The following is a 20104-nucleotide window of genomic DNA, read 5'->3' as shown; positions in this document are numbered from 1 at the left end:
TATTACAAAAAAATCCCAATAACATTGTTATTGGGAAAACATAAGGAATAGGAAAACAATGAAATAAATGCATTGTCGAATCTAGTATGCTCTTTTTTTAAAAAAATGTAAGTAAAGATCTCTATATGTTTGTTTAAATAGTTAGTATTTTTTTTGTTAATTTAGAGTAAATAAAAATTGTTATCTTATTTTAATTAATTTTGTTATAAGAAAATTTCTAGCAATGAATTTAAGAATAATTTGCCATGGTCTGTTATTTGCCAGTTTTTTTCATCTTCAATTAAATAATTCTTTTTGATAGCAAGTGAAATCGATTGTTCAATAGATTGTATAGGTAAAAATGTTCTTTGCTCAAACTCCATTTTAGGTGTTGGTTCAAATAGTCTGAATCTATTCATAAAAAATTCAAAGGCTAATTCATCTTTAGCTACAGTATAAGATCGCTCTAAATAACGTCCTTGCATATATCCCTGCGGGTGTTTTGTTTTTACCGTCCGAATAATGGTACCGTCATTTTGTGTTAGTTTGCCATGAGCACCACAACCAATACCGATATAATCGCCGAATCGCCAATAATTTAAATTATGTTGGCATTGATAATTTGGTTTTGCATAAGCCGATGTTTCATATTGTTGATATCCATGGTTAGTTAGCAATTGGTGGCCTTGTTGATAAATATCCCAGAGCATATCATCATCAGGTAAAACAGGAGGTTTAGAACCAAATAAAGTATTCGGCTCAATTGTTAGTTGATACCAAGATAGATGTGGTGGAGCGATTGCAATTGCCTGTTTAAGATCATGCAATGCATCCTGAATTGTTTGATTTGGCAAGCCATGCATTAAGTCTAAATTAAAGCTTTTTAAGTTTAAATCATGGGCTAATTTTCCGGCATCTATTGCTTCCTGTGGATTATGAACTCGCCCTAACTTTAGAAGTTTATCATATTGAAAGCTTTGTACACCGATCGATATTCGGTTAATACCAGCTTGCTGATATCCTTTAAATCTTTCTACATCAACGGAATTAGGATTTGCTTCGATAGTAATTTCTGCATTATGATTAATTGGTATTATTTTGTTTATACTTACCAACAATTTATTAATTAATTCAGCAGAAAAAAGGCTTGGGGTTCCACCGCCGATGAAAATTGAATGAATGGAACGATCATGAGTAAGCAATACATCTTGTTTTAAATCATTAATTAAATGATCAATATATGCAGAGTAATCCGGCGCATTCTTCATTTTGTGTGAATTAAAATCGCAATATGGACATTTTTGCACGCACCATGGCATATGTATATATAAACTCAGTGGAATTTTATAGTGAAACATATGCCTTTCCTCAAATTTTTTACAAAGCGTAAGTAACTGATAAGAAATAGCTGGCTATATTACTCCAATTTAGTAAAAAAAGCTTTTATTGTCTGTATTCCGTTTTTATAATTCGAGTAATATGCGTACAATTAGATCTAGATTATAGGCAGTATTCGCCAAGCAAATTAAATAGTTAGGAGTAAAAATGAGTATTATTAAGCAGATTTTAGATAGTTATGCTACCGGTTCGTCATTGAGTTTATCAGTCCATCAAAATATATTTGGTGAATTACCTGTCTTAGTGATTAAACATCCAACATGTTCAGCAGCAGTATCGTTACAAGGTGCTCATTTACTATTTTGGCAACCTTCAACAGAAACGACACCCGTTATTTGGTTGAGTCAAAAAGCAAATTTTAAAAAAGAAATGGCAATTAGAGGTGGCGTGCCAATTTGTTGGCCATGGTTTGGTAAATTGGGTGATCCTATGCATGGTTTTGCTCGTTTAGTTGAATGGCAATTAGATTCTTGTAAAGAAGACAATAATGGTGTGGATTTAACTTTATCATTAACCAATAACCAACAGACAGAACGTTTTTTCACAAAACCTTTTCAGGCATGGTTAACCATTCATGTGGGACAAACTTGTGAAGTGACATTATCTTGCCAAGGAGATTTTGAAGCAACAAGTGCATTACATACTTATTTTGGTATTAATAATATTGATAATGTTACTGTTAAAGGTTTAGGGGATTTATATCAAGATCGCTTACCAGTTGAAAATAAACCGGCTATTTTAGGACAACTAACCTTTAATCAAGAAGTTGATCGTGTTTATACTAATGCTGATGAAGCAATCACCATTTTTGATGGAAAACGAACCATAAAATTAACTAATACTAATGCAAGTGATGTCGTTACTTGGAATCCTTGGATAGATAAGGCCAAAGCAATGGCTGATTTCGCTGATCAAGAATATCAATCTATGGTATGCGTTGAGACCTGTCGTATTAATAAACCGTTAAAATTATCGACAATACAAAAATCAGTATATGGGTTTAAGATTGAAGTGATTTAAGCATTATATTTTGCTTATTATAAATGCAATCAATATGTGACTTTATCTTTGTAGAGTTGATTATTTGATTGCGTTTACTAACATAACACTTTATAATCCCTAGCGCTTTTTAGAGCACTAATTTTATAACCAACTACTGGGTCGCCTGTAATTGGTTTTTATTTTGAATAAATAAGAGAAATCAATATGTTTACATTTAAAGCTGAAGTAAGAAAAGAGCATGGTAAGGGTGCGAGCCGCCGCCTGCGTCACGCTGGTCAGTTCCCGGCTATTGTCTATGGTGGAACAGAACCTGCAGTTTCTATCGTGTTAGATCACAACCAAGTGTTCAATATGCAAGAAAAACCAGAATTTTATTCTGAAGTATTAACTATTGAAATTGATGGTAAAGCAGTTAAAGTTAAAGTACAAGCAGTACAACGTCATCCATTTAAACCAAAATTAGTTCATATGGATTTTGTACGTGCATAATTGCTGATTGTTGAAGTATTATTCAACATATTTTTAGATAAAAGGTCACCATATAGGTGACCTTTTATTTTTTTATTTGAGTCTAAAAAAGACAAATACCTATTATTATGATTTATTCTATTAACTTGATGTATACTGGTAATCAAACATAATAAAATAAATTGTAGATGACACCATTTTAGGAGAACTTCATGTCTGATATCCCAGCTTGCGATTTAGTTATTTTTGGCGCTAAAGGGGATTTAACGAGGCGTAAACTTTTACCGTCTCTATATCAATTAGAAAAATATGGAAAGTTACCAAAACAGACAAAAATTCTAGGTGTAGGCCGTGCTGATTGGGATCAAAAGGCTTATGCTGAAGTAGCTAAAGATGCGTTGACCTCATTTATGTCCGAGCCTTTAGATGAAAGTGTTTGGCAACGACTTAGTCAGCGTCTAAACTTTCATAAATTAGATGTTAATGATATATCAGGGTTTGATTCTTTGAAAAATAAACTTGAAAAATCGCATCCTGCTATTTTTTATTTTGCTATGCATCCGAATGCATTTGGGACTATCTGTCAAGGCTTAGCAGCTGCAGGTTTGAACCAATCTCAAAGTCGAATTGTCATGGAAAAGCCATTAGGTTTTGATTTACAATCATCGAAAGAAATTAATGATTCAGTTGCAAAATTTTTTAGTGAGTCACAAGTTTATCGTATTGATCATTATTTAGGCAAAGAGTCAGTTTTAAATTTACTTGCATTACGCTTTGCTAACCCTGTGTTTGCTGCATTTTGGGATAGAAATTCAATCGATCATGTTGAAATAACTGTTGCCGAACAAGTTGGAATTGAGGGGCGTTGGGGTTATTTTGATAAAGCTGGGCAAATGCGAGATATGGTGCAAAATCATTTATTACAAATTCTTACTATGATTGCAATGTCGCCACCGGCAAATCTTGACGACGATAGTTTACGTAGAGAAAAGATTGCAGTACTGAATGCATTACGTCCAATTAATAAAGCTAATATTCGTGAAAAAGTAGTTAGAGGCCAATATACGGCTGGATTTGTTAATGGTATTAATGTGCCTGGTTATTTAGAAGAAGATGGTGCTAATAAGCAAAGTAATACGGAAACATTTGTTGCTATTCGTGTGGATATAGATAATTGGCGTTGGGCAGGGGTTCCTTTCTATTTAAGAACGGGTAAACGCTTACCAAGCAAATGTTCTGAAGTTGTGGTTTATTTTAAATCTTTACCGCTTAATTTATTTAGCGAATCTTATTCAGAATTGCCACAAAATAAACTAACTATCCGTTTACAGCCAGATGAAGGTATGGACATTGAAATTTTAAATAAAGTTCCTGGCTTAGATAGTACTCATAATTTACAAACTACTAAGCTAGACTTAAGTTTTAGAGAAACATTTCATCAACATAGTGCTGATGCTTATGAGCGTTTATTATTAGAAGTGATGCGTGGCAGACAAGCTTTATTTGTTCACCGTGATGAAGTTGAAGCAGCATGGAAATGGGTTGATTCAATTATTAGTGCTTGGAAGTTAGATAATGAATTACCAAAAACCTATCCTGCAGGTACTTGGGGACCTGTCGCTTCAGTGGCTTTGATCACTAAAGATGGTCATTCATGGCATGAGTTTGAATAGAGGAAATGCGAAAATGTTTACATTAAATAAATACTCAAACAATCAATTATTGATTGAAGATTTAGCTGCCCATATTGTTAAAGAACTAAAAAAGGCTATTGAAAAAAAAGGACATGCCTCTATCGCCGTATCCGGTGGAAAAACACCTATACCACTATTTAAATTACTAAGCCAACAAGATTTAGATTGGCATAAGGTTTTTATTACATTAGTTGATGATCGATGGGTAAATGATACTGATGATGCGAGTAATGAGAAGTTAGTATTAACTTATTTACTACAAAATAAGGCTAAATTAGCTAATTTTGTCGGCTTGAAAAATAATTGTGATAATCCATTCGACGGTGCAGAAATTACCGATAAAATATTAAATAAAATTCCGATGCCATTTGATGTGTTAATTTTGGGAATGGGTGAAGATGGACATACTGCCTCGCTTTTCCCTGGCGCAGCTAATTTAATGGCGGGGTTAGATATGAAATCCGGTCGCAAAGTTATCGGTATGACACCATTAACCGCTCCACTTGATCGTATTACCTTAACATTACCTACTATTTTAGATAGTGAAAATATCTATTTACATTTAGTTGGTGAAAGTAAAATGCAAGTACTTGAGCAAGCAGAACAAGGCGACGATATTAATCAAATGCCTATTCGTGCAGTTTTGCAGCAAAACAAAGTTAATGTTATTGGTTTTTGGACTGCTTCTTAACTAAATCAAGATTGCCAGTTCTGACTGGCAATATTCTAATTTTCAGTCTGGTACTAAAATCTATTGTTACCAAAAATCATTTATCTTTTATATTTATAATGCTCTGATCAACAGCATTTTTTATTAGAAAACATAACGTTTAGTATTTAAGAACTACATTCATAGTACCTTTTAATATTTTTTATTACTTTATTCCAGTTGTTAGTATTTACTAGCAGTTACTAGCAGTTATAGACATTTTTTACATTGGTAGAAATAAATTAATTAAACATCTATTATTTTATTAACTTTTGTGGTAAAAAGTGGGGTAAAGTGGTGAAAAATAGGATTTTAATTAACATATTGATTTTTTTATAAATTAAAAACAATAAAAATTGTTAATTATGGTGCTTTCATGTTTAGTGGTGCAATTTCAATCAATTTAGATAGTAAAGGGCGAATAGCAATTCCTACTCGTTATCGTGATTTTTTGTCTGACGGTTTAGTTTGTACCATTGGTTTGTATCATCCTTGTTTAACGCTCTATTCAATGTCTGAATGGCAAAAAATTGAATTTCAACTGTCAACATTGTCGACTATTGTTGAAGTAGAAAGAAGAATTAAAAGGCTACTATTAGGTTATGCAACGGAATGTAATTTAGATAATGCTGGACGTATTTTACTACCACCAACTTTACGTACTTATGCAAAACTAGAAAAACATACTATGTTTGTCGGCCAATCTAATAAATTTGAAATTTGGGATGAAGGAATATGGTATCAACAAATTAGTGATGATATTGCTGCGTTACCAACAGATATTGAAAACTTATCAGATAATTTAAAAAATCTAACAATTTAATAAGAGTAAATAACAATGGATTATCAACATAAAACAGTTTTATTAAATGAAGCTGTAGAAGCATTGAATTTAAAAAAAAACGGTATTTATGTTGATGGGACTTTTGGCCGTGGTGGTCATTCTCGTTTGATCCTCGAACAATTAGGTGACAAAGGAAAACTAATAGCAATTGACCGTGATGATAGGGCTGAGCAAGCAGCATGTCAGATAAATGATCCTAGATTTACTTTTGTTAGAGGTGAATTTTCTAATGTATATCAATATATTAATGAATTAGGGTTCCTAGGCTGCGTTGATGGTTTTTTGTTAGATTTAGGTGTGTCATCACCTCAATTAGATGATCCTGAAAGAGGATTTTCTTTTATGAAAGATGGACCACTTGATATGCGGATGAATAATCATAAAGGTATAACTGCAAGTGAGTGGTTACTAAATAGTGATGAAAATGATATTGCATGGGTATTAAAAACTTTTGGTGAGGAAAAATTTGCTAAACGTATCGCGCGGGCAATTGTCGAGCAAAATAAGGTAGCACCAATCACTCGTACCTTAGAGTTAGCGAGTTTAATTGAAAAAGTAACTCCGAAGAAAGATAAAAATAAACATCCAGCAACACGCTCATTTCAAGCTATTAGGATTTACATAAATAGTGAACTTGAGGAAGTTGAACAAGCATTAAATAGCAGCTTGTCAATACTGGCTAATCAAGGAAGACTTGCTGTGATTAGTTTTCATTCCTTAGAAGATAGAATCGTAAAACAATTTATTAATAAACAGAGTAAAGGTCCAGATTTACCTGCAGGGTTACCATTAACAGAACAACAAATTAAACAATATGGTAATGCTAAATTAAAATCACTTGGCAAAATTAAGCCAAGTAATGATGAAATATATGGTAACCCGCGTTCACGTAGCGCGATATTAAGGATAGCAGAAAGGAAAAATGAATAGTAACCAAAACAATGAAATTTATAACAGAACTAGTGTAGAAATACACAATCAAAAAAGACCAAGCAAAAGTTTATTTGGATTAATCCTTAATGATTTGCTTGGTCATCAAAAGATTTCATTATTGTTATTGTTACTTATTATTATCTCAGCTGGTGCTATATTGATAACAACACAGCAGGTACGTAAACAATTATTTGAACGTGAACAATTACTACTTGAACAAGATGTATTAGAAAGTGAATGGCGTAATTTAGTTATTGAAGAAAACGTGCTTGCAGATCCAAAACGGATTGAAGAAAAAGCTAAAAATCAATTAAGTATGTCGTATGTTACACCTCAAAATGAAACCGTTATTGTGATAAAGAGTAAATAATGAAGTTTGCCAATAAAAATAAAAAAGATAACGTAAGACTTACTACGAAATCGAATAAAGGGAATAAATTAAACAGTAAAAAGCAAGTTTTTACGCTTAATCGATTCTACCTAGTATATGGTTTTATTATTTTAGCCATTATTGGTTTGTTGATTAGATTGGCTATTTTACAAATAATTGAACCCGATAAACTTATTGCTGAAGCCAATAAACGTTCCATTCGTCATCAAGAAATGAGTGCGCCGAGAGCGATGATTACTGATCGTAATGGCAGAGCACTGGCCGTTAGCGTTCCAATGTATGATGTTTGGGCTGATCCGAAAATAGTTGTGCAGAAAGGTGGGGTTGATGCCAATGATATTCGTTGGCAAGGATTAGCGAAAACGTTAAATATTCCAATGTCGACATTAGAACAAAAATTGAGTAATCCATCGATGCGTTTTGTTTATTTATCTAAACAAATTACACCAACTATATCGGATTATTTAAAAAAATTGAAATTACCAGGAATATCGTTTGCTAAGACTTCAAAACGTTATTACCCTGCAGCAGAAAATATCGCCCAATTAATTGGCTTAACAGATACCGATGAAAACGGTACAGAAAAAGGTTCTGAAGGTATCGAAAAAAGTTTTAATAAATGGCTTATTGGTGAATCAGGACAACGTGTAGTAAGACGAGATAGAGTTGGTCGTGTTATTGAGGAGCTAGAAAGAACCGAAAGTGAAATTGCTTCTGATTTAACGTTAAGTATTGATGAGCGTTTACAGTCGCTCGTTTATAGCGAGCTTAGTCAAGCCGTTACATTTAATAAGGCTGATAGTGGTACAGCTGTTTTGATCGATGTTCATACTGGTGAGATTTTAGCGATGGCAACTAGTCCATCCTATAATCCAAATAATCGTTCTTCAATTGATTATAATTTGTTACGAAATCGAGCCATAACAGATGCATTCGAGCCAGGTTCAACAGTTAAACCTTTAGTTGTTATGGCTGCATTAGAAAAGAAAATAGCTGATTTGAACACTATCATAGATACTAGACCATTTTTAGTTAACCGCTATGAAATAAAAGATGTTTCTTATCAAAAAGCACTGAATTTAGCTGGTATTTTGGAAAAATCCAGTAATGTAGGGGTAAGTAAATTAGCACTGCAAATGCAATCAGGTGATCTTGTTGAGTTTTATAGTCGTTTTGGCTTAGGCCAACCAACAGAACTTGGTTTAGGCGGTGAAGTTAGTGGTTCTATTGCTGCCGATAGAACAAGAAAATGGGCGGATATAGAGCGTGCAACTTTTTCTTTTGGTTATGGCTTAAGTGTTACCCCATTACAATTAGCTCGAGCTTATGCAACTATAGGTAGTTATGGTGTTTATCGACCGGTTTCAATATTAAAAGTGACAGAACCCGTAGAAGGTAAACGGGTTGTAAGTGAAAAAATAGCTAAAACTGTAGTGCAATTGATGGAAGCTGTGGCAGTAACCGGTGGCGGAACTAAAGCCTCAGTTCCTGGATATAGTGTCGGTGTTAAAACGGGTACAGCTAAAAAACTAGCTGGTGGTCGATATGTCAACCAGTATTTAGCTTATACCGCAGGTATTGCACCGGCAACAGGGCCAAAATATTCACTAGTTGTGGTAATTGATAATCCAAAAGCAGGACAATATTACGGGGGATCCGTTTCAGCGCCTGTTTTTAGTCGAATTATGGGTGGTGTTCTTAGAACAATGAACGTTAAACCAGACCGCCAAGTAGATGGCCAAATGATCGTATATTAGTAGGTAACAAATAATGGCAACTAACACATTTAAAACGTTATATAAATTATTAGGTGGGAGTGATCTAGAACTAGATGATTTCTCACTTAATCATTTGATAATTGATAGTCGAAAAGTAAATAAAGATGATGTTTTTATTGCTATTAAAGGGTATACCGTTAATGGTCGGGATTTTATTCCGCAAGCTATCTCATCTGGTGCCGCTGTAGTTCTAATTGAAACAAATAGAAAATCAAATGATTTGAAAATTGATTATCTTAAACAAAAAAATAAGAAAGTTATTCCACAAATTAGTATATTTCAGCTTTCTCAAAAATTATCAAAAATTGCAGACGATTTTTATTTTTCACCATCTAAAAATTTATCGGTTATTGGTGTAACTGGAACTAATGGTAAAACAACGGTAACTCAGCTTATCGCACAATGTGTAACTTTGTTAAATAAAAAAGCCGCATTATTGGGTACGATAGGTAATGGTATTTATAATCAACTTGAGCCTTCATTAAATACGACTTTATCGGCTATTGAAGTTCAATCAGCTTTAGCCGAATTTGTCACGCAACAAGTTCAAGTTGTCGCTATGGAAATTTCGTCCCATGGTTTAGCGATGAATCGAGTAAAAGCATTAAATTGTGCGGCAACAGTGTTTACTAATTTAAGTCGTGATCACCTTGATTATCATAAAACCATGAATAAATATGCTAAAGCAAAATGGTCATTATTCAGCGGTGATGAACACGAAAAGCAAGTTGCTAGTTCAGGTAAATCAATTATTAATTATGATGATGAATACGGACGGCGTTGGATTGACAAATTATCAAGTGTTACGGTTGTGTCATGTCAACCTAAATCATTGCGCCGTTTAAAAACATTGGATAAGCCTTATGTTGGCGTATCAATGATTGAATATCATGATAAAGGGGCCAAAATTCATATGGAATCGAGTTGGGGTAATGCTATTATTCACAGCCGATTATTAGGTGAATTTAATGTATCAAATGTATTGTTAGCAATTGCAACCTTGTTGACTCTTGATTATCCATTTTTTGCTGTTGTTAATATGGCATCATATCTTAAGCCGATCTGTGGTCGTATGGAAGTGATACATGTAAAAAATAGTCCAACAGTCATTATTGATTATGCACATACCCCAGATGCATTACAAAAAGCATTACAAGCAAGTCGTATTCATTGCAAAGGCCAATTATGGGTGATTTTTGGTTGTGGTGGCGATAGAGATACCGGTAAAAGACCTTTAATGGCTGAAGTCGCGGAACAATTTGCTGATAAAATTGTATTAACAAATGATAATCCCCGAACTGAAGATGAAGCTAAAATTATTCATGATATAGAGCAAGGTTTAAGCAATATTAAAAATACACAAGTTATTACTGATAGAGTTACAGCTATCCGAGAAACGCTTGCTCAGGCTAAAGCTGATGATGTGATCTTAATTGCTGGAAAAGGACATGAAGATTACCAAATTATTGGTAAAACTAAACATCATTATTCAGATCAAGAAACGGTAAAACAGATTTTAGGAGTAGAGAATCTATCATGATTCCTTTAGTTATTAAACAAATTGCCACAATCGTCAATGGAACATCTTATTATATTCCAGATGAAGAATTGACTATTAGGGAAATTTGTACTGATTCACGTAAAATTACTGATCAATCATTATTTATTGCATTGGTCGGTGAAAAATTTGATGGTCATTTATTTGCTAAACAAGCAATTGACGATGGTGCTATTGCGGTAATTGTAAATCGTAAAATCGATAATGATATTCCTCAAATAGTGGTCAATGATACTTATATAGCATTAGGTCAACTAGCTGAATTTGTAAGAGATCAAAGTACAGCAAAATTTGTTGCGTTGACTGGTTCATCGGGCAAAACCTCCGTCAAAGAAATGACTGCTAATATTTTACAACAATGTGGTGAGACTCTTTATACTCAAGGTAATTTTAATAATGATATAGGTGTGCCACTAACATTACTACGATTAAAGAAGCAAGACCAATTTGCAGTTGTTGAATTAGGTGCCAATCATATTGGTGAAATTGCTTATACTACACGCTTAGTTAAACCAAACAGTGCGCTAATTAATAATATAGCTTTGGCGCATATTGAGGGATTTGGTTCTCTTGAGGGTGTAGCAACAGCTAAAGGTGAAATTTTTGAAGGATTAGCTGATAACGGAATTGCAATTATTAATTTGGAAAGTTGTTCTGATAAATGGTTAGCTATGCTCAAAAATAAAACTGTCTGGACCTTTTCGATACATAATTCAGCTGCTGATTTTTATGCTAGTAATATTGAAATTATGGATCAGACTACTTTCACATTACATACACCAATTGGTGATAGTGAAATTACCTTACCATTAGTTGGTGAGCATAATATATCAAATGCCATAGCTTCATCTGCTTTAGCAATATCTGTAGGAGCAACGTTAACACAGGTTAAAAAAGGTTTAGCTGCGTCAAAATCGGTAAAAGGGCGATTATATCCTGTTAGATTAAATCAAACGCAGTTAATTTGGGATGATTCTTATAATGCTAACGTAGGCTCAATGTCTGCTGCTATTCAGGTTTTAGCAACACAGCCCGGATATAAAGTATTAGTCGTTGGTGATATGGCTGAATTGGGTAACGATGCAAACATTTATCATCAACAAATCGGCGAGTTAGCTAAACAACAAAATATTGATTGTGTTGTTAGTGTCGGCCAGTTAAGTGAATTAATCAGTCAATTAAGTGGTGTTGGCCATCATTTTATTGATAAACAATGTGCTGTAGATTATTTATTAAACTTACTACGTCTACATCCAACTTTAACTATGCTAGTCAAAGGATCACGTAGTGCAAAAATGGAAGATCTTATCGTGGAAATTCAAACAAAAATAGGTCAGGATTAAAATTATGTTGGTGTGGATATCAGAATATTTAGTTAAATATTTTACTTTCTTTAATGTTATTTCTTATCTTACGGTAAGGGCTATTTTAGCGCTATTAACTTCATTGACCATTTCGCTAATTATGGGGCAAAAAGTCATTGATTGGTTGCAAAAATTGCAGATTGGTCAAGTTATCCGTAATGATGGTCCGGAATCTCATTTAAGTAAAAAAGGAACACCAACAATGGGGGGAACGCTTATATTGGCCTCCATTTCAATTTCAGTATTTTTATGGGCTGATCTGCGAAATCCTTATGTTTGGGTAACATTATTTGTATTACTTGGTTATGGTATTGTTGGCTTTGCAGATGATTATTTAAAAGTTATACGTAAAAATACAGCGGGTCTAATTGCTCGATGGAAATATTTTTGGCAGTCAGTTATTGCATTAATTGTTGCTTTTGGTCTTTATGCTTATGGAAAAGATAGTTCTGTTACAGTACTAGTTGTACCATTCTTTAAAGATGTTATGCCGCAATTAGGATTGTGGTTTATCTTATTGACTTATGTCGTCATAGTTGGTGCTGGTAATGCAGTGAATTTAACTGATGGTCTCGATGGATTGGCAATTATGCCAACAGTTTTTGTTGCTGCTGGTTTTGCACTTGTTTCTTGGGCAACTGGTAATGTTAATTTTGCTGCTTATTTACATATTCCATATATTAAATTTAGTGGCGAATTAATGATCGTTTGTACAGCTATTATTGGTGCTGGTCTTGGTTTTTTATGGTTTAACACTTATCCGGCAATGGTCTTTATGGGCGATGTTGGTTCATTAGCTTTAGGTGGTGTGTTTGGGATTATTTCTGTTTTACTCAGACAAGAGTTCTTATTGTTAGTTATGGGTGGTATTTTTGTTATTGAAACCTTATCTGTAATTTTACAAGTAGGATCCTTTAAATTAAGAGGTAAACGAATTTTTCGAATGGCACCAATTCATCATCACTATGAATTAAAAGGTTGGCCAGAACCAAGAGTTATTGTTCGGTTTTGGATTATTTCACTGATGTTAGTGGTAATTGGTTTATTAACTTTGAAATTACGCTAAATAATATTAGAGCAGGATTAAATCATGGTTGATTATCAAGGTAAAAAAATTGTTATTATCGGATTAGGTATTACAGGACTTTCCTGCGTTAACTATTTTCTTGCTCAAAATGTTATACCGAAAGTAATTGATACTCGTTCATCTCCTCCAGGATTAGAGCAATTAGATAAGCGAGTTATTTATCATTTAGGTAATTTAAATACAGATTGGCTATTTGAGTCTGACTTGATTATTGCTAGTCCAGGTATTGCTTTATCAACACCTGAATTACAAAAAGCTGCTGAACTCGGTATTGAGATTATTGGGGATATTGAACTTTTTTGCCGTGAAATTAATCAACAAACAAATAAAAAAGTTATTGCCATTACCGGGGCAAACGGTAAAACGACTGTCACTACTTTGGTTGGCGATATTATAAAAGCAGCTGGTATAAAAGTTGGTGTAGGTGGCAATATAGGTGAACCCGCTTTATCATTATTGCAACAAGACTGTGATGTTTATGTCCTTGAACTATCAAGTTTTCAATTAGAAACAACATCAAGTTTACAAGCTTCAGTGGCAACAATTTTGAATATTTCTGAAGACCATATGGATCGTTATCCACAAGGATTGTTGCAATATACTGAAGCGAAACAACGCATTTATCATAATGCAAAATGTTGTGTTATTAACTATGATGATAAATTGACTAAACCGTTTGGTAAACAACAACATTGTGTCTCTTTTGGATTAAACAATGGAGACTATCATTTAGATGAGAAGTATGAACATTTAATTGCACAAAATCAGCCTGTTTTATCAACTAAATCAATGAAACTAATCGGCTGTCATAATTATCTGAATGCTTTGGCTGCTTTAGCTATTGCTGATAATTTACAGATCCCACGAGATTCAAGCTTACAAACAATTTCTAATTTTCAAGGTTTACCTCATCGTTTTGAATTAGTATTTGATAACAATAATGTCAAATGGATTAATGATTCTAAAGCCACTAATGTCGGTAGTACTGAAGCGGCATTGAAAAGTGTTATATGTAATGGAAAACTATTTTTATTGTTAGGTGGTGATGGTAAATCGGCAGACTTTACCCCTTTGATTCCTTATTTAAAAAGTAGAAATATTGAAATTTTCTGTTTTGGCCGAGATCGAGATTTGCTTGCTAATTTAGCCCCTGAAATCACAACTGTTACGTTAACTATGTCTGAAGCCATTCAGTGTATAGCTAAAAAAGTAGTCGCAAATGATGTCGTGTTGCTCTCTCCAGCTTGTGCGAGTTTAGACCAATTTAAAAACTATATTGAGCGTGGAAATCTATTTGCACAACTTGCCAAACAGTATGGTTCAAGGAGTGATACATGACATTCTTCTGGATAAAAAAACAAGTTAATCCCAATATTCCATTTGATAATCAACTACTTTGGACTGTAATTGGTTTAATAGTATTTGGTTTAATTATGGTGACATCTTCATCAATGGCGTTTAATGAGAGTGATCCATTTTTCTATACGCAACGAGAGTTGATTCAAATCGGAATGTCGCTCTTTTTAATGGGTATCACGTTATATATTCCGATGCAACGTTGGCAACAATTTGGATCAGTTTTATTAATCCTTTCAATTATTATGTTGATAGTGGTTTTAGGGATTGGTTCTTCAATCAACGGTGCGTCTCGTTGGATCCCATTAGGTGTTTTTAATTTTCAGCCAGCTGAACTTTCTAAATTATCGTTATTTTTATTTTTAGCAGGTTATTTAGCCCGTAAGTCAGAAGAAGTCCAAAGCGGCTTTTGGGGCTTTTTCAAACCTATGGTGGTTATGGCAGTTTTATCAATTTTGTTACTTAAACAGCCTGACTTAGGTACTGTAATTGTATTATTTATGGTAACAATAGGTATTTTATTTATTGCTGGCGCTCAATTATGGCAATTTATTGCGATTTTACTAACTGGAGTCGGTGCTGTAGTTTGTCTTATTTTATATGAGTCTTATCGTTTAACGCGTTTAATGACATTCCTTGATCCGTGGCAAGATGCAACTGGTGCTGGTTATCAGCTCGTTGCATCATTAATGGCAATTGGTAATGGTGGTATTACTGGACAAGGAATTGGTAATTCTATTTTTAAATTACGCTATTTACCTGAATGTCATACCGACTTTATTTTCTCAATTATTTCAGAAGAGTATGGATATATTGGTGTTGCTGCGTTATTGCTATTACTCTTCTTTCTAACTTTCAAAGCATTAGCAATCGGCTATCGAGCTTTGAATGAAGGTTCTCAATTTTCGGGCTATTTGGCTTGTGAAATTGGTATTTGGTTTGGATTTCAAACTTTTGTTAATGTTGGTGTCACCTCCGGTATGTTACCGACAAAAGGTTTAACTTTGCCATTTATTAGTTATGGAGGCTCAAGCCTTATTGTGATGAGTATTGCGGTTGCAATATTACTGAGAATAGATTTTGAGTTTAGACAACAACAAACTCAAGCAAGAATAAGGTCGATAAAATAATGAAAAAATTATTAGTCATGGCTGGTGGAACCGGTGGTCATGTATTTCCAGGTATTGCCGTTGCTCATTATTTAATGAAGCAGGGTTGGCAAGTGAGATGGCTAGGCACTGCAGACCGTATGGAAGCACATTTAGTGCCAGAAAATGGTATTGATATTGATTTTATCCAAATATCAGGTTTGCGAGGTAAAGGTAAAATGGCGTTATTAAAAGCGCCTTACAAAATATTAAAAGCGGTTTTGCAAGCAAGAAAAATCTTAAAAAATTATCGTCCTGATGTCGTTTTAGGTATGGGAGGATATGTTTCCGGACCGGGTGGTATTGCTGCTAAATCTTTAGGCATTCCGGTTGTATTACATGAACAAAATGGTATAGCAGGTTTAACTAACAAATCTTTAGCTAAAATTGCGACCAGAGTTTTACAAGCTTTTCCAACAGCATTTCCTAATGCAGAAGTTGTTGGAAATCCTGTTCGTAGTGATTTATTAACGATTAAAGAACCAAGCGAAAGATTTAAAGATCGACAAGGCCCAATTAGAGTCTTGATTATGGGCGGAAGTCAAGGAGCCAAAGTCATTAATGATGTTGTACCTCAAGTAATTACAAGATTGTCTGATAAGTATGTTGTTTGGCATCAAACAGGCAAAGGTATGTTAGATGATGTACTTAAATCATATCAGCATTGTGATATGACAAATAATCGTGTGACAGAATTTATAACAGATGTCAAAGAAGCTTATGATTGGGCTGATATCGTAATTTGCCGTAGTGGGGCATTAACTGTAAGTGAGATTGAAGTTGTTGGTATTGGAGCTATTTTCGTACCATTTATGCATAAAGATCGCCAACAATTTTGGAATGCGAAATCTTTAGCGGATATTGGTGCAGCAAAGATAATTGAACAACCAGATTTCAATGTTGACTCACTATTTACGTTACTTGAGCATTTGAGTCGCGAAGATTTAGTTGAAATGGCTATTAAAGCAAAAAGTTTATCAATTATAAATTCGACGGAAAGAGTAGCCGAAACGCTTATTTCGGTGGTAAAATAGTGAATTTTATATATAATTTTAAGTAATGGTCTTATTGATGTGTTTGATATTTAATCTTAATTTGTTTGACAAATGATTGTCCAATAAATTTTTAAATACCGAATACTAAATAAGAAGTAACTAACTAGCTAGGGGTTTAAGTGTGAATACTAAGGAATTAGCTGAATTAAGAGCAATCATTCCAGAAATGAAACGAGTCAAACATATCCATTTTGTTGGTATTGGTGGCGCGGGCATGGGCGGTATTGCCGAAGTTCTTGCTAATGAAGGATATCAAATTAGCGGTTCAGATATTGCTGAAAATCCTGTAACTCAGCATTTAGAAACATTAGGTGCTAAAATTGTCATTGGTCATGCTGCTGAAAACGTCCTGAGTGCTAGTGTTGTGGTTATCTCTTCGGCTATTTCTCAGGATAATATAGAAGTTATTGCAGCTAGAGAGGCTCGGATACCAGTGATTCAAAGAGCTGAAATGTTAGCTGAGTTAATGCGTTTTCGATATGGTATTGCTATCGCTGGTACCCATGGTAAAACAACCACTACAGCAATGGTTACTTCTATATATGCTGAAGCTAAACTTGATCCAACTTTTGTTAATGGTGGATTAGTAAAAGCGGCAGGAACACATGCTAGATTAGGTAGTAGCCGTTATTTTATTGCCGAAGCAGATGAAAGTGATGCTTCATTTTTACATCTACAGCCTATGGTCTCTATAGTCACTAATATCGAACCTGACCATATGGATACCTATCAAGGAAGTGTAGAAAATCTTAAACAAACCTTTATCTCTTTTTTACGCAATCTTCCTTTTTATGGTTTAGCCGTCATGTGTTATGACGATCCGATTAATCGCGAGTTGTTACCGGTTGTTGGTCGTAAAATTATAACCTATGGGTTTAGCGAAGAAGCCGATGTTGTGATTAAAAATTATCGCCAAGAAAGAGGTGTTAGCTATTATACAGTTTGCCGTCCAGATAGAGATGATTTACAAATTGAATTGAATGCTCCAGGTAAACATAATGCTTTAAATTCCGCAGCAGCGATTATTGCAGCAACAGAGGATGGTATTGATGATGATTCAATTGTACGCGCGCTGGCAAAATTTGCAGGTACTAGTCGACGTTTCGATCTTCTAGGTATTTTCCCTTACGGCAATGATAAAGATATAATGATGGTTGATGATTATGGGCATCATCCTAGTGAAGTCAATGCTACAATTCAAGCGGCTAGAAATGGTTGGCCAGATCGGCGTTTAGTTATGTTATTTCAACCGCATAGATATACGCGAACTAGAGATCTCTTTGATGATTTTGCCCAAGTACTTTCTCAAGTTGATGCATTAGTTATGTTAGATGTTTATTCTGCTGGAGAACAACCTATTGCTGGTGCTGATAGTCGTTCACTTTGTCGTTCAATTCGTAATCGAGGAAAAGTGGATCCAATTTATGTTTCAGATTTAGATCTGGTACCGGAAATTATGAAAGAAATATTACAAGGTGGAGATTTGTTATTAACACAAGGCGCTGGTAGTGTTGGTCGGATTGCCCGTCAATTAGCTGGTAGTCAATTATTTTCAAAAGGGGTTTTATAATAATGGTTGATAAAATTGCTGTATTGTATGGTGGAACCTCTGCTGAACGTGAAGTATCACTAAAATCAGGACAAGCTGTTCTAGCAGGATTAAAAGAAAATGGTATTGATGCCCATCTTGTTGATACAAAAGAGTATTGTATAACTAATTTAAAACAAGATGGTTTTTCAAAAGCATTTATTATTTTGCATGGGCGTGGTGGTGAAGATGGTATTACTCAAGCTATTTTAACTTATCAAAATATTCCTTATACCGGAAGTGATGTTTTATCCTCAGCATTAACTATGGATAAGTTAAAAACCAAACTAGTGTGGAAATCACTTGGTTTACCTGTTGCTGATTATGTAATGGTTGATAAATCACAATCAATTGATGTTGATAATATTATTAAACAACTTGGCTTACCATTGTTTGTTAAACCTAGCCATGAAGGTTCAAGTGTCGGTATGTCCAGAGTTAATCAAGCAGACGAATTAAAAGCAGCTGTTGATATTGCCTTTAAATATGATAATACCGTGATGATCGAATCATTTTTAGCTGGACCAGAGTTTACTGTAGCTATTGTTGGTGAAGATGTTTTACCTGCAATTTACATTAAACCTGCTACCAATTTTTATGATTATGATGCAAAGTATTTGTCAGATAAAACCCAATATTTTTGCCCTAGTGGATTAAGTGATGCTAAAGAACAAGAAATTCGTAAGTTAGCTCTAGATGCTTATAAAGCTGTAGGATGTAGAGGTTGGGGAAGAGTCGATATTATGTTTGATGAAAATGAAAAGCCATATTTACTTGAGGTAAATACTGCCCCTGGAATGACAGATCACAGCTTGGTACCAATGGCGGCAAAAGAATATGGCTGGTCATTTAGTGAATTGGTTAAACGTATTTTACAATTAGCAACCATATAATTGGCTTTATTTTTATGAAAAAAGTCCGACAAGCAGCGCATAAACATCAAAACCAGAATAAAAGAAAGTTGCTTGTTTTTCGCAATGCAGAACAAATGTTAGGTTTTTTGTTCTTAGTAGTAATAGTTGTTATTTGTGGATGGGTCGTCAATTCTATTCGAGACTGGATGGAAGATCCCGATCAGATGGTATTATCACAATTGACCTTAAGTGGTGATTATACTTATACGACTGAAGATGATCTTAGACAAGCAATTCTAGGATTAGGTTTGCCAAATACCTATATTGGACAAGATGTGGATGATATTCAGCAAGAAATTATGCGATATCCTTGGGTAAAACAAGCAAGTGTTCGTAAACAATGGCCCGACAGATTGATTGTAAACATTGAAGAATATAAACCTGCATTTTACTGGAATGATTTATATTTACTTGATAAAAATGGCAATACTTTCAGTGTGCCATTGGATCGTTTGAACGATTTATCATTGCCAAGGCTTTATAGCCCTGAAGGTAAAGCCAAGTCAATGTTAGAAACTTATTTTAGATTAGAGGAACTCTCTAAAAAATGGGCTAACAATAAGTCTACTTTGATAATTCAGGCAGCAATATCGGATGAACGTAATGCATGGCAATTAATGGTAAAGCAATGTAAAGTTGATTTGTGTTCTGAAAATGAGGAAATAAAATTGATATTAGGTAGCGAAAAAATAGAACAACGTTATCAACAATTTATCAAATTATTTCCAGAAATTCAGTCAAGAATACCGGATGGTGAAAAAATAACGGCTGCTGATTTACGTTATGAAAATGGTATTTCAGTGCAACGAGAAAAAATCTCTCAATAAGGAATAAATAA

General features: G+C 34.1%; 18 protein-coding genes. 17 read left to right on the top strand and 1 reads right to left on the bottom strand.

The window, feature by feature from the left end:
* Positions 1-203: 203 nt before the first annotated feature.
* Positions 204-1337, bottom strand: a complete 1134-nt coding sequence (gene hemW / locus H3U96_RS04545) for a radical SAM family heme chaperone HemW (protein ID WP_198195744.1) — start codon at positions 1335-1337, stop codon at positions 204-206.
* Between the two features lie 187 nt (positions 1338-1524).
* On the opposite strand from hemW, the gene H3U96_RS04540 reads away from it, so the two are divergent.
* The 17 genes from H3U96_RS04540 to H3U96_RS04460 all read left to right on the top strand — a co-directional run bounded on the left by H3U96_RS04540 (position 1525) and on the right by H3U96_RS04460 (position 20093).
* Positions 1525-2397 carry a D-hexose-6-phosphate mutarotase gene (locus H3U96_RS04540; RefSeq protein ID WP_198195742.1) on the top strand — a complete coding sequence of 291 codons (873 nt, stop codon included), beginning with the start codon at positions 1525-1527 and terminating at the stop codon, positions 2395-2397.
* A gap of 186 nt (positions 2398-2583) precedes the next feature.
* Positions 2584-2868 carry a 50S ribosomal protein L25 gene (gene rplY / locus H3U96_RS04535; RefSeq protein WP_034901157.1) on the top strand — a complete coding sequence of 95 codons (285 nt, stop codon included), beginning with the start codon at positions 2584-2586 and terminating at the stop codon, positions 2866-2868.
* 191 nt (positions 2869-3059) lie between these two features.
* Complete coding sequence (gene zwf / locus H3U96_RS04530) at positions 3060-4520, top strand: glucose-6-phosphate dehydrogenase (protein WP_198195740.1); 1461 nt, start codon at positions 3060-3062, stop codon at positions 4518-4520.
* 13 nt (positions 4521-4533) lie between these two features.
* Complete coding sequence (pgl, locus tag H3U96_RS04525; protein WP_198195738.1) at positions 4534-5232, top strand: 6-phosphogluconolactonase; 699 nt, start codon at positions 4534-4536, stop codon at positions 5230-5232.
* Positions 5233-5626: 394 nt separating this feature from the next.
* Positions 5627-6073: a division/cell wall cluster transcriptional repressor MraZ gene (gene mraZ, locus H3U96_RS04520; RefSeq protein WP_065578133.1), complete on the top strand. Its 447-nt coding sequence runs from the start codon at positions 5627-5629 to the stop codon at positions 6071-6073.
* Between the two features lie 15 nt (positions 6074-6088).
* Positions 6089-7024 (top strand): 16S rRNA (cytosine(1402)-N(4))-methyltransferase RsmH, encoded by a 936-nt coding sequence (rsmH, locus tag H3U96_RS04515; RefSeq protein ID WP_065614421.1) that lies wholly within the window; start codon positions 6089-6091, stop codon positions 7022-7024.
* Positions 7017-7397, top strand: coding sequence for a cell division protein FtsL (ftsL, locus tag H3U96_RS04510; protein WP_065578131.1), 381 nt, complete (start codon positions 7017-7019; stop codon positions 7395-7397). The genes rsmH and ftsL overlap by 8 nt, the downstream gene beginning before the upstream one ends.
* Positions 7397-9175, top strand: a complete 1779-nt coding sequence (ftsI, locus tag H3U96_RS04505) for a peptidoglycan glycosyltransferase FtsI (protein WP_034901166.1) — start codon at positions 7397-7399, stop codon at positions 9173-9175. Before ftsL ends, ftsI begins: the two co-directional genes overlap by 1 nt.
* A 13-nt stretch (positions 9176-9188) precedes the next feature.
* A complete protein-coding gene (gene murE / locus H3U96_RS04500) occupies positions 9189-10736 on the top strand; it encodes a UDP-N-acetylmuramoyl-L-alanyl-D-glutamate--2,6-diaminopimelate ligase (RefSeq protein WP_198195736.1) in 1548 nt (515 codons plus the stop codon).
* On the top strand, positions 10733-12097 hold the full coding sequence (murF, locus tag H3U96_RS04495; protein WP_198195734.1) for a UDP-N-acetylmuramoyl-tripeptide--D-alanyl-D-alanine ligase: 1365 nt from the start codon (positions 10733-10735) through the stop codon (positions 12095-12097). The genes murE and murF overlap by 4 nt, the downstream gene beginning before the upstream one ends.
* Before the next feature lie 4 nt (positions 12098-12101).
* A complete protein-coding gene (mraY, locus tag H3U96_RS04490) occupies positions 12102-13184 on the top strand; it encodes a phospho-N-acetylmuramoyl-pentapeptide-transferase (RefSeq protein ID WP_065578128.1) in 1083 nt (360 codons plus the stop codon).
* Positions 13185-13208: 24 nt separating this feature from the next.
* The gene (gene murD / locus H3U96_RS04485; RefSeq protein WP_198195732.1) at positions 13209-14543 is read left to right on the top strand and encodes a UDP-N-acetylmuramoyl-L-alanine--D-glutamate ligase; all 1335 of its coding nucleotides are present in this window, start codon (positions 13209-13211) and stop codon (positions 14541-14543) included.
* On the top strand, positions 14540-15691 hold the full coding sequence (gene ftsW / locus H3U96_RS04480) for a cell division protein FtsW (RefSeq protein ID WP_081298822.1): 1152 nt from the start codon (positions 14540-14542) through the stop codon (positions 15689-15691). The genes murD and ftsW overlap by 4 nt, the downstream gene beginning before the upstream one ends.
* Entirely contained in the window at positions 15691-16743 is a 1053-nt protein-coding gene (murG, locus tag H3U96_RS04475) for an undecaprenyldiphospho-muramoylpentapeptide beta-N-acetylglucosaminyltransferase (RefSeq protein WP_065578126.1), read from the top strand. The genes ftsW and murG overlap by 1 nt, the downstream gene beginning before the upstream one ends.
* A 142-nt stretch (positions 16744-16885) precedes the next feature.
* Positions 16886-18334, top strand: a complete 1449-nt coding sequence (gene murC / locus H3U96_RS04470; RefSeq protein ID WP_065578125.1) for a UDP-N-acetylmuramate--L-alanine ligase — start codon at positions 16886-16888, stop codon at positions 18332-18334.
* A gap of 2 nt (positions 18335-18336) precedes the next feature.
* A complete protein-coding gene (locus H3U96_RS04465) occupies positions 18337-19245 on the top strand; it encodes a D-alanine--D-alanine ligase (RefSeq protein WP_065578124.1) in 909 nt (302 codons plus the stop codon).
* Between the two features lie 14 nt (positions 19246-19259).
* A complete protein-coding gene (locus H3U96_RS04460) occupies positions 19260-20093 on the top strand; it encodes an FtsQ-type POTRA domain-containing protein (protein ID WP_086320946.1) in 834 nt (277 codons plus the stop codon).
* The last annotated feature ends 11 nt before the right edge of the window (positions 20094-20104 follow it).

The sequence above is a fragment of the Gilliamella sp. M0364 genome (genome assembly GCF_016100565.1).
Classification (GTDB): domain Bacteria; phylum Pseudomonadota; class Gammaproteobacteria; order Enterobacterales; family Orbaceae; genus Gilliamella; species Gilliamella apis.
The sequence above is the reverse complement of the archived record's forward strand: the minus strand, read 5'-3'. Positions and strand labels throughout refer to the sequence as shown.